Raw genomic sequence first — 8914 nt, forward strand, 5'->3', positions numbered from 1 at the left:
ATGATTTTAGATTTTTGAATTCAGATTTTAGATTTAGAAAAAAGAACATAGAATATAGAACATAGATTTTCTGCGATTTCAAACTTGAAACAAAGAAAACCTGAAACAAAATAAAAAAATGATAGACATTTCTCAAAAAGAAGTATGGTTTGTAGTAGGAAGCCAAGAATTATACGGTGAAGAAACACTTAGAAAAGTAGCAGAACATTCTCAGATTATTGCAAAAGGATTAGACGCTTCGTCTTCAATTCCTGTAAAAGTGGTGTACAAAGATGTAGTAAAATCTCCATCTCAAATATTAGATGTATGTTTAGCGGCAAATTCAGCTAAAAACTGTATCGGAATTATTGCTTGGATGCACACTTTCTCTCCAGCAAAAATGTGGATTGGCGGTTTGAGTATTTTGAAAAAACCATTATGTCATTTGCATACACAATACAATGCTGAAATTCCGTGGGGATCTATCGACATGGATTTTATGAACTTGAACCAATCTGCTCACGGAGATCGTGAATTTGGTTTCATCATGTCAAGAATGCGCAAAAAACGTAAAGTTGTTGTAGGACATTGGGAAGACGAAAGAGTTCAGAAAAAATTAGGAATCTGGTCAAGAGTGGTTCTTGGATGGGACGAACTTCAAAACCTAAAAGTAGCCCGTATTGGAGACAATATGCGTGAAGTTGCCGTTACGGAAGGCGATAAAGTAGAAGCTCAAATTCGTTTCGGAGTTTCGGTAAACGGATACGATTCTTCAGATGTTACCAAACATATCGAGAAAGTAACAGAAAAAGAACTAAATGATTTATTAGCCGTTTACGAACAATCATACACTTTAACCGATTCTTTAAAAGAAGGAGGTGCGCAAAGAAGTTCACTAGTTGAAGCTGCAAAAATCGAATTAGGATTAAGAGCTTTCCTTGAAGAAGGAGGTTTCGGCGCTTTTACAGATACATTTGAAAACCTTGGAGCCTGGAAACAATTACCAGGAATCGCAACACAAAGATTGATGGCCGATGGTTATGGTTTTGGTGGCGAAGGCGACTGGAAAACAGCTGCAATGGTAAGAGCTTTAAAAGTAATGAATATTGGTTTAGAAGGCGGAACTTCTTTTATGGAAGATTATACGTACCACTTCACTCCGCAAAAATCGTATGTATTAGGTTCTCACATGTTGGAAATCTGCCCATCTATTGCTGACGGGAAACCTTCTTGCGAAGTACATCCGTTAGGAATTGGTGGCAAAGAAGATCCAGCTCGTTTGGTATTTAATTCGCCTGCTGGAGATGCAATCAACGTTTCGCTTGTAGACATGGGAACTCGTTTCCGTTTAATTGTAAATGAAGTAGAAGCAATTAAACCAATGGCAGAATTACCAAAATTACCAGTTGCAAGAGTTTTATGGGATTGTAAACCAAACCTTGACATTGCAGCAACAGCTTGGATTTTAGCAGGCGGGGCGCATCATACAGTTTACAGCCAGTCATTAACAACAGAATATATGGAAGATTTTGCAGACATTGCCGGAATCGAATTATTGGTAATTGATGAAAAAACAACGGTAAGAGAGTTTAAAGATAAAATCAATGCAAACGAGGCATACTATCATTTGTTTCAACATGGATTGTAGTCTGAGATACTAAGATACTAAGTTGCTAAGGTTCTAAGTTTTTGTTACTTTTAGCTTGCTGGGTAATAAATCACTTTGTGAAAATAAAACGCTGATAAAACGGATTTGCAAATGCAAAATCGCGGATCAAAACGGATTTTAAATATTAAAAAATCGGTGTAAATCCGCGTCTTCGTGAAACGAATCTGTCTAATCCGCGTCAAAATATAGCATTTTTTATTACGTCTAACGGATTATCTTTAACATCTAACATTTCACAATAACCACAAAATTATCAAATATGAATGTATTAAAACGTTGCGTTTTCGGTTTAAGCCTGTTAAGTCTGGCTGCAGTTTCAGTTCAATGTAAAAGCGATAAAAAAATGGATACTACAACAGTTTCTTCTGATGAAAAAGCTACAGTTACGATTGAAAAATCTTCTTATGGTACAACTGCTAAAGGAGAAAAAGTAGATAGTTATAAATTGAAAAACCAAAATGGGATGGAAGTAGACATCATCACTTTTGGCGGTAGAATTACAGATTTAAAAGTGCCTAATAAAGACGGCGTTTCTGAAAATGTTGTAATTGGATTTAATTCTTTAGCACAATATGAAAAAGAAAATCCGTTTTTTGGAGCTTTAATCGGAAGATATGGAAACCGAATTGCTAAAGGGAAATTTACTTTAGATGAAAAAGAATATTCATTAGCAATCAATAACGCACCAAATGCTTTGCACGGTGGACCGCAAGGATATTTTAATGTGGTTTGGAAAGCCGATGAGGTGAAATCAGGAAACACAGCTTCTTTGAAATTATCCTACTTAAGCAAAGATATGGAAGAAGGTTATCCTGGAAATCTAAAAGTTTTTGTAACGTATACATTGACAAATGATAATCAGTTAGATGTTCTTTACGAAGCAACGACTGATAAGAAAACAGTTGTGAATCTGACTCAGCATTCTTACTTTAATTTATCTGGAGATTTTACCAAAACAATCTTAGATCATGAATTGACTTTGAATGCAGATAAATTAGTTCCGGTAGATGCAACTTTAATTCCGACAGGAAAATTAGAAGATGTTGCCAATACGCCTTTCGATTTCAGAAAACCAAAATTAATTGGAAAAGACATTGAAGCGAAAAACGAACAATTAGAAAGAGGTAAAGGTTACGATCACTGCTGGGTGTTGAACAATCCTGAAAAAGGAAAAACAATAATCGCAAAAGTGTATCACGCTGCCAGCGGAAGGGTTTTGGAAATGACAACAGACGAACCTGGAATTCAGTTTTACTCAGGGAATTTCCTTGACGGAACTTTACCAATGCCAAACGGAGGAACTTTTGCACACAGAACTGGATTATGTCTAGAAACAGAACATTATCCAGATTCTCCAAACCAGAAAAATTTCCCAACAACGGTTTTAAACCCGGGAGAAAATTATAAAACGAAAACAACTTTTAAGTTTTCAGTAAAAAAATAATTTTTAGAATTTGTTAATTAGTTCAATTCTCTAGAAAACCTCGAAAGTTATGCTTTCGAGGTTTTTTTATGATTGAAAGTTTCGCCACGAATTACATGGATTAGCACGAATTTTTGTCATTTCTGACAATATTGTGTCAAACTCTGCGACTCTGCGACTTTGTGAGATTAAATAATTACAACTTATAAATCTTAACTTAGCAAGTGAAAACAAAAGTAAAATGAAACATTTATTCAAAGCAGCACTAAATTGGACTTCAAACAAAAATCAACAAGAACCAGTTTCAAGATCTACTAAAAACCATCAAATAAAAATTGAAGGAAAGCCCATTTTAAATGTCTCGGCAGCGAAAGCATTCAAAGGCGATCCAGAATTATACAATCCTGAAGATTTATTATTGAGCAGTTTGGTCTCGTGCCATATGATGTCGTATTTATATGTCTGTTCTCAGAACGGAATAGAAGTTCTCGAATATTCAGATAATGCCGAAGCAGCACTCGAAGTAAATCCCGATGGAAGCGGGCGTTTTGTTGAGGTAAAATTAAAACCAAAAATTATTATTGCTAATTCAGACAAAATAGAGTTGGCATTAGAACTTCATAAAAAAGCAAATCAATTGTGCTTTATTGCTAATTCCTGCAACTTTCCTGTTCTGCATGAGGCGAGTTGTGAAGTAGCTTAAACGCAAAGAACGCTGGGTTTTACGCAAAGGTTCGCAAAGTTTTATTAAATCTTTGCGAACCTTTACGCATTTTTCCTTGCGCTCTTTGCGGTTAAATCAGGTATAGCATAAAATCAAAAAAACCTCTTCCGTTAAGAAGAGGTTTTTGTACCCGGAGCCGGAGTCGAACCGGCACGGTTTCCCACAGGTGTTTGAGACCAGCGCGTCTACCAATTCCGCCATCCGGGCTTAGCAGACGAAAAATAAATCATAAATGACTTATTTAACGCAATAGAATGAAGTCATAAATGGCGTCATTCCTTTAACACGGTGCAAATGTAAAAAATAAAATTAAATCAACTACTAAAAATACTTAAATTTTTCCTTTCAGTGTCCAATAAATTTTCTAAATTTGCAGCTCGTTAAAACGAAGCACACACAACTAACTACACCCGAGGCATTTATATGCATTTTGCTTTACTAAAAATGGGAAGGCCAAATAATACAAGCGCAGCGGAGCAAAAACAACAAATTATAATGTCGCACCTAGAACCAGAAGCTAAAATTTTTGCTTGTTCACAAAGTGTTTATCTTGCAGAAAAAATTGCAAAAGAGTACGGAATTCCGTTAGGAAAAGTAACGATGTCAACGTATAGTGATGGAGAATTTCAGCCATCTTACGAAGAATCAATCAGAGGTTTACGAGTATTCATCGTATGTTCAACTTTTCCAAGTGCAGATAATCTGATGGAATTGTTGTTAATGATTGATGCCGCAAAACGCGCATCTGCAAGACATATTACAGCTGTAATGCCTTATTTTGGTTGGGCAAGACAGGATAGAAAAGACAAACCAAGGGTTCCAATTGGAGCTAAATTAGTAGCAAACTTACTAACAGCTGCAGGAGCAACAAGAATCATGACAATGGATCTGCACGCAGACCAAATTCAAGGATTCTTTGAAAAACCAGTAGATCATTTATTTGCATCTACAATCTTTTTACCATACGTAGAAAGTTTAAAATTAGAAAATCTAACAATTGCATCTCCAGATATGGGAGGTTCAAAAAGAGCATATGCTTACTCTAAGTTTTTAGAATCAGATGTAGTAATCTGTTATAAACAAAGAAAAGCAGCCAACGTTATCGACACTATGGAGCTGATTGGTGAAGTAAAAGGACGTAACGTAATCTTAGTAGATGATATGATCGATACAGGTGGTACTTTAGCAAAAGCTGCCGACCTGATGATCGAAAAAGGAGCACTAAGTGTAAGAGCAATTTGTACACACGCTATTTTATCTGGCGGTGCGTATGAGAAAATCGAAAACTCGAAATTAACCGAGTTAATCGTAACAGATTCTATTCCGTTAAAGAAAGAATCTAACAAAATAAAAGTGGTAAGCTGCGCGCCTTTATTTGCTGAGGTTATGCAAATGGTTCACCACAATAATTCCATTAGTGGAAAATTCATTATGTAAAAGCAGTAAGCTTTAAGCCTTAGGCTGTAAGCATTGTTACACATTCTGAAAAAGCCTAAAGCTTACAGCAAAATAGAATATTTATTTAATAACTATATTTTTTTACAATGAAATCGATTACAATTAAAGGATCAGAAAGAGAAAGCGTGGGCAAAGTGTCAACTAAAGCCTTACGTAATGCTGGAGCGGTTCCTTGCGTGTTATACGGAGGAAATCAAGCAGTACACTTCTCAGCAGACGCTGCAGCGTTTAAAAACTTGGTTTACACTCCAAATGCACACACAGTTGTGATTGAGCTTGGAAAAGGAAAATCATTCAATGCAATTTTGCAAGATATCCAAGTTCACCCAGTATCTGACAGAATTTTACACATTGACTTCTTCCAATTATTTGATGATAAAGAAATCACAATGGAAGTTCCTGTAAAAATCGTTGGTACATCTAAAGGTGTTCTTGCGGGTGGTGTTTTACGTTTAAACACTCGTAAATTAAAAGTTAAAGCTTTACCTAAAAATCTTCCTGATTTTGTTGAAGCTGACATCACTCCACTTGAAATGGGTAACAAATTATACGTTACTAAAGTTGGTGCTCCAGAATACAAAATTATGCACCCAGACAACACAGTTGTTGCTCAAGTAAGAATCTCTCGTGCTGCTATGAAAGCTGCTCAAGAAGCTGCAAAAGCTGCAAAAGCTCCTGCAAAAGGAAAGAAAAAATAATTTTTTTCAAATCAATACAAAAAGCATCAATCGAAAGGTTGGTGCTTTTTTTTTGAGGTTCTGAGAGGCTTAGGTTCTGAGGGGCTAAGTTTGTCTGTTTGCGTTTGTTTATTGATGTCAGGCTGAGCGGAGTCGAAGGCTTTAAAAGCAATTATCTAGTTCCCATATTCCACTAGCAATCTAATTATTTCTTAGAAGCAGAAACTTTTATTTATTTTAAGATCTAACAAACCTGCCATCCGCTATATCTTTTCCTTGCTAAAGAAGCCAGAAAAAGGATGTCGCTTCTGTCAGGGCTAGTAAGAACTGATCGTTTTTATCAGATATTGAATCGTTAAGATTTAATATGAAAAGTTTGTTACCAAGAAAAGCAACATAATAAGACTGTCAATAAGATATAGTACGGTTTAATTACCATTTAAAAATATAAGGAAACAAAGTATAAAAAAATCCGATTACATTACGTAATCGGATTTTTAGTTTTATTCTTATTTAAGAATCTAATCTTTGTTATTTTTTATCAGCTAATTGTTTTACCAAAGCTTTTAACTCTTCGATTTGAGTTTGTTGCTCTTTTATAGCATTAATTAAAACTGGAACCATTTCAGCATAGTTAACTCCAAGTGTTTTATTAGCGTCATCAGCGACATTTACAACTTCAGGTAAAATAGTTTGAACTTGCTGTGCAGATACTCCAATTTTTACTTTTCCGGTATTGTCTTCTTTCCAGTTGTATGAAATAGGATCAATTTTCAGAATATCAGCTAAGCCATATTTAAGAGGTGTAATATTTTTCTTCAAACGAATATCTGACGTTTGAATTGTACCGTTAACTGCGAAAACAGCTGCCCATCTATTTGTAGCTGTACCTAAATTTTGTGTACCACCCATTCTAGGATAAACATTCCCGTTTTCATCTATTGTCATTTGATCGGCTACATCCGATGTTCCAAATTTTAAATCACTCAATTTAGGTGTTGCTGTAGAACCTTTATAATAACTTGCAATTGTTGATAAAACAGTTAATACGCTACTGCTCGTATTTCCTCTCATACTTATTGATCCTAAGGCGTCTCCAGTTATTAAAGGAGCAGGAGATGCGGCAGAACCACGCTGTCTGTCAAAAATTATAGTAGGTGAATATGATGTTGGAGATGATGTATAAGTTGATATTCTAAAAATACTTCTATTGCTAATATCAGGAGCATCTTGTACCATATGTATACCTGCAACTGGTGAAGGCGTGCCTATACCAATATAGCCACTACCTCCTGCTATTCTCATTCTTTCAGTATTATTAGTTACAAAAGGTAAATCAATGTTGTCATTTGTACCAAGTGTTTTAATAGCGCCATTGCTGTTGCCATCTAATAACCAATTTTGAATAGGTGCCCAAACAATATTCCCTGTTTTATCAGTATTTAAAGTTGTATTGAAAGCACCAGGTATCATATTGATTTCCGCATTAGTAAGTGTTGCACCTACGCCATTTGTAATTTTAAGAACTGTAGGTGTTGTAGTAGTAAGATCTTTCTTTACAACATCAACTGTAATATCTGCGTCTAATACTTTACCGCTTCCTGTTACTGTAACTACAGAGCTTCCTGCTAACAAATTTCCTTTAGTTATTGTTTGTGGAACTGATGGCCCAGTCGCTCCCGTAGCCCCAGTCGCACCCGTAGCCCCAGTTGCCCCAGTCGCTCCAGTCGCACCCGTTGCTCCAGTCGCACCCGTAGCCCCAGTTGCTCCAGTCGCACCCGTAGCCCCAGTTGCTCCAGTCGCACCCGTTGCTCCAGTTGCTCCAGTCGCACCAGTCGCTCCAGTTGCTCCAGTCGCTCCAGTCGCACCAGTCGCTCCAGTTGCTCCAGTCGCACCAGTCGCTCCAGTTGCACCAGTCGCACCCATTGCACCAGTTGCTCCAGTTGATCCAGTTGCACCAGTTGCACCAGTCGCTCCCGTTGCACCAGTTGCACCAGTCGCTCCAGTTGCTCCAGTTGCTCCAGTCGCACCAGTCGCACCAGTCGCACCAGTCGCTCCAGTTGCTCCAGTCGCTCCAGTCGCTCCAGTTGCTCCAGTCGCACCAGTCGCTCCAGTTGCTCCAGTCGCTCCAGTCGCTCCAGTTGCTCCAGTCGCACCAGTCGCTCCAGTTGCTCCAGTCGCACCAGTCGCTCCAGTTGCTCCAGTCGCTCCAGTCGCACCAGTCGCTCCAGTTGCTCCAGTCGCACCAGTCGCTCCAGTTGCACCAGTCGCACCCATTGCACCAGTTGCTCCAGTTGATCCAGTTGCACCAGTTGCACCAGTCGCTCCAGTTGCTCCACTCGCACCAGTTGCACCAGTCGCTCCCGTTGCACCAGTTGCACCAGTCGCTCCCGTTGCACCAGTTGCACCAGTCGCTCCCGTTGCACCAGTTGCACCAGTCGCTCCAGTTGCTCCAGTTGCACCAGTCGCTCCCGTCGCACCAGTCGCTCCATCTGCTCCAGTTGCACCAGTCGCTCCCGTCGCACCAGTTGCACCAGTTGCTCCATCTGCTCCAGTTGCACCAGTCGCTCCATCTGCTCCAGTTGCACCAGTCGCACCAGTCGCTCCAGTTGCTCCAGTTGCACCAGTCGCTCCCGTCGCACCAGTCGCTCCAGTTGCTCCAGTTGCACCAGTCGCTCCCGTCGCACCAGTTGCACCAGTTGCTCCATCTGCTCCATCTGCTCCAGTTGCACCAGTCGCACCAGTTGCTCCATCTGCTCCAGTTGCTCCCGTTGCTCCAGTCGCACCAGTTGCACCAGTTGCACCAGTTGCACCAGTCGCTCCATCTGCTCCAGTTGCACCCGTTGCTCCAGTCGCTCCAGTCGCTCCAGTCGCTCCATCTGCTCCAGTTGCACCCGTTGCTCCAGTCGCACCCGTAGCTCCAGTCGCACCCGTTGCTCCATCTGCTCCAGTTGCACCCGTTGCTCCAGTCGCACCAGTTGCAC

General features: G+C 39.4%; 6 protein-coding genes and 1 tRNA gene. 5 read left to right on the plus strand and 2 right to left on the minus strand.

Features of this window, described 5'->3' with window-relative positions; all coding sequences use genetic code 11:
* Positions 1-118 precede the first annotated feature (118 nt).
* From araA to EDB96_RS01465, 3 genes are all read left to right on the plus strand, one after another.
* On the plus strand, positions 119-1627 hold the full coding sequence (gene araA, locus EDB96_RS01455) for an L-arabinose isomerase (protein WP_134138884.1): 1509 nt from the start codon (positions 119-121) through the stop codon (positions 1625-1627).
* 280 nt (positions 1628-1907) lie between these two features.
* Positions 1908-3092: an aldose epimerase family protein gene (locus EDB96_RS01460; RefSeq protein WP_134138885.1), complete on the plus strand. Its 1185-nt coding sequence runs from the start codon at positions 1908-1910 to the stop codon at positions 3090-3092.
* Between the two features lie 220 nt (positions 3093-3312).
* Positions 3313-3774: an OsmC family protein gene (locus tag EDB96_RS01465; protein WP_134138887.1), complete on the plus strand. Its 462-nt coding sequence runs from the start codon at positions 3313-3315 to the stop codon at positions 3772-3774.
* A 148-nt stretch (positions 3775-3922) separates the two neighbouring features.
* Here the strand turns inward: EDB96_RS01465 and EDB96_RS01470 are convergent.
* Positions 3923-4002, minus strand: a tRNA-Leu gene (locus EDB96_RS01470).
* Between the two features lie 288 nt (positions 4003-4290).
* Here EDB96_RS01470 and EDB96_RS01475 point away from each other — a divergent pair.
* Together EDB96_RS01475 and EDB96_RS01480 are read left to right on the plus strand one after the other, a co-directional pair.
* A complete protein-coding gene (locus tag EDB96_RS01475; RefSeq protein WP_057115983.1) occupies positions 4291-5232 on the plus strand; it encodes a ribose-phosphate pyrophosphokinase in 942 nt (313 codons plus the stop codon).
* A 107-nt stretch (positions 5233-5339) separates the two neighbouring features.
* Positions 5340-5951, plus strand: a complete 612-nt coding sequence (locus EDB96_RS01480; protein WP_057115570.1) for a 50S ribosomal protein L25/general stress protein Ctc — start codon at positions 5340-5342, stop codon at positions 5949-5951.
* Between the two features lie 510 nt (positions 5952-6461).
* Here EDB96_RS01480 and EDB96_RS01485 read toward each other — a convergent pair.
* The coding region (locus tag EDB96_RS01485; protein ID WP_134138888.1) for a tail fiber domain-containing protein at positions 6462-8914 on the minus strand (2453 nt) is incomplete at its 5' end.

The sequence above is a fragment of the Flavobacterium sp. S87F.05.LMB.W.Kidney.N genome, assembly GCF_004366435.1.
In the GTDB taxonomy this organism is placed as follows: domain Bacteria; phylum Bacteroidota; class Bacteroidia; order Flavobacteriales; family Flavobacteriaceae; genus Flavobacterium.

Bases quoted from the DNA above. Each gene is read 5' to 3' on its own strand.
- EDB96_RS01460 (WP_134138885.1), top strand. From the start codon at position 1,908: ATGAATGTATTAAAACGTTGCGTTTTCGGTTTAAGCCTGTTAAGTCTG.
- araA (WP_134138884.1), top strand. From the start codon at position 119: ATGATAGACATTTCTCAAAAAGAAGTATGGTTTGTAGTAGGAAGCCAA.
- EDB96_RS01475 (WP_057115983.1), top strand. From the start codon at position 4,291: ATGTCGCACCTAGAACCAGAAGCTAAAATTTTTGCTTGTTCACAAAGT.
- EDB96_RS01480 (WP_057115570.1), top strand. From the start codon at position 5,340: ATGAAATCGATTACAATTAAAGGATCAGAAAGAGAAAGCGTGGGCAAA.
- EDB96_RS01465 (WP_134138887.1), top strand. From the start codon at position 3,313: ATGAAACATTTATTCAAAGCAGCACTAAATTGGACTTCAAACAAAAAT.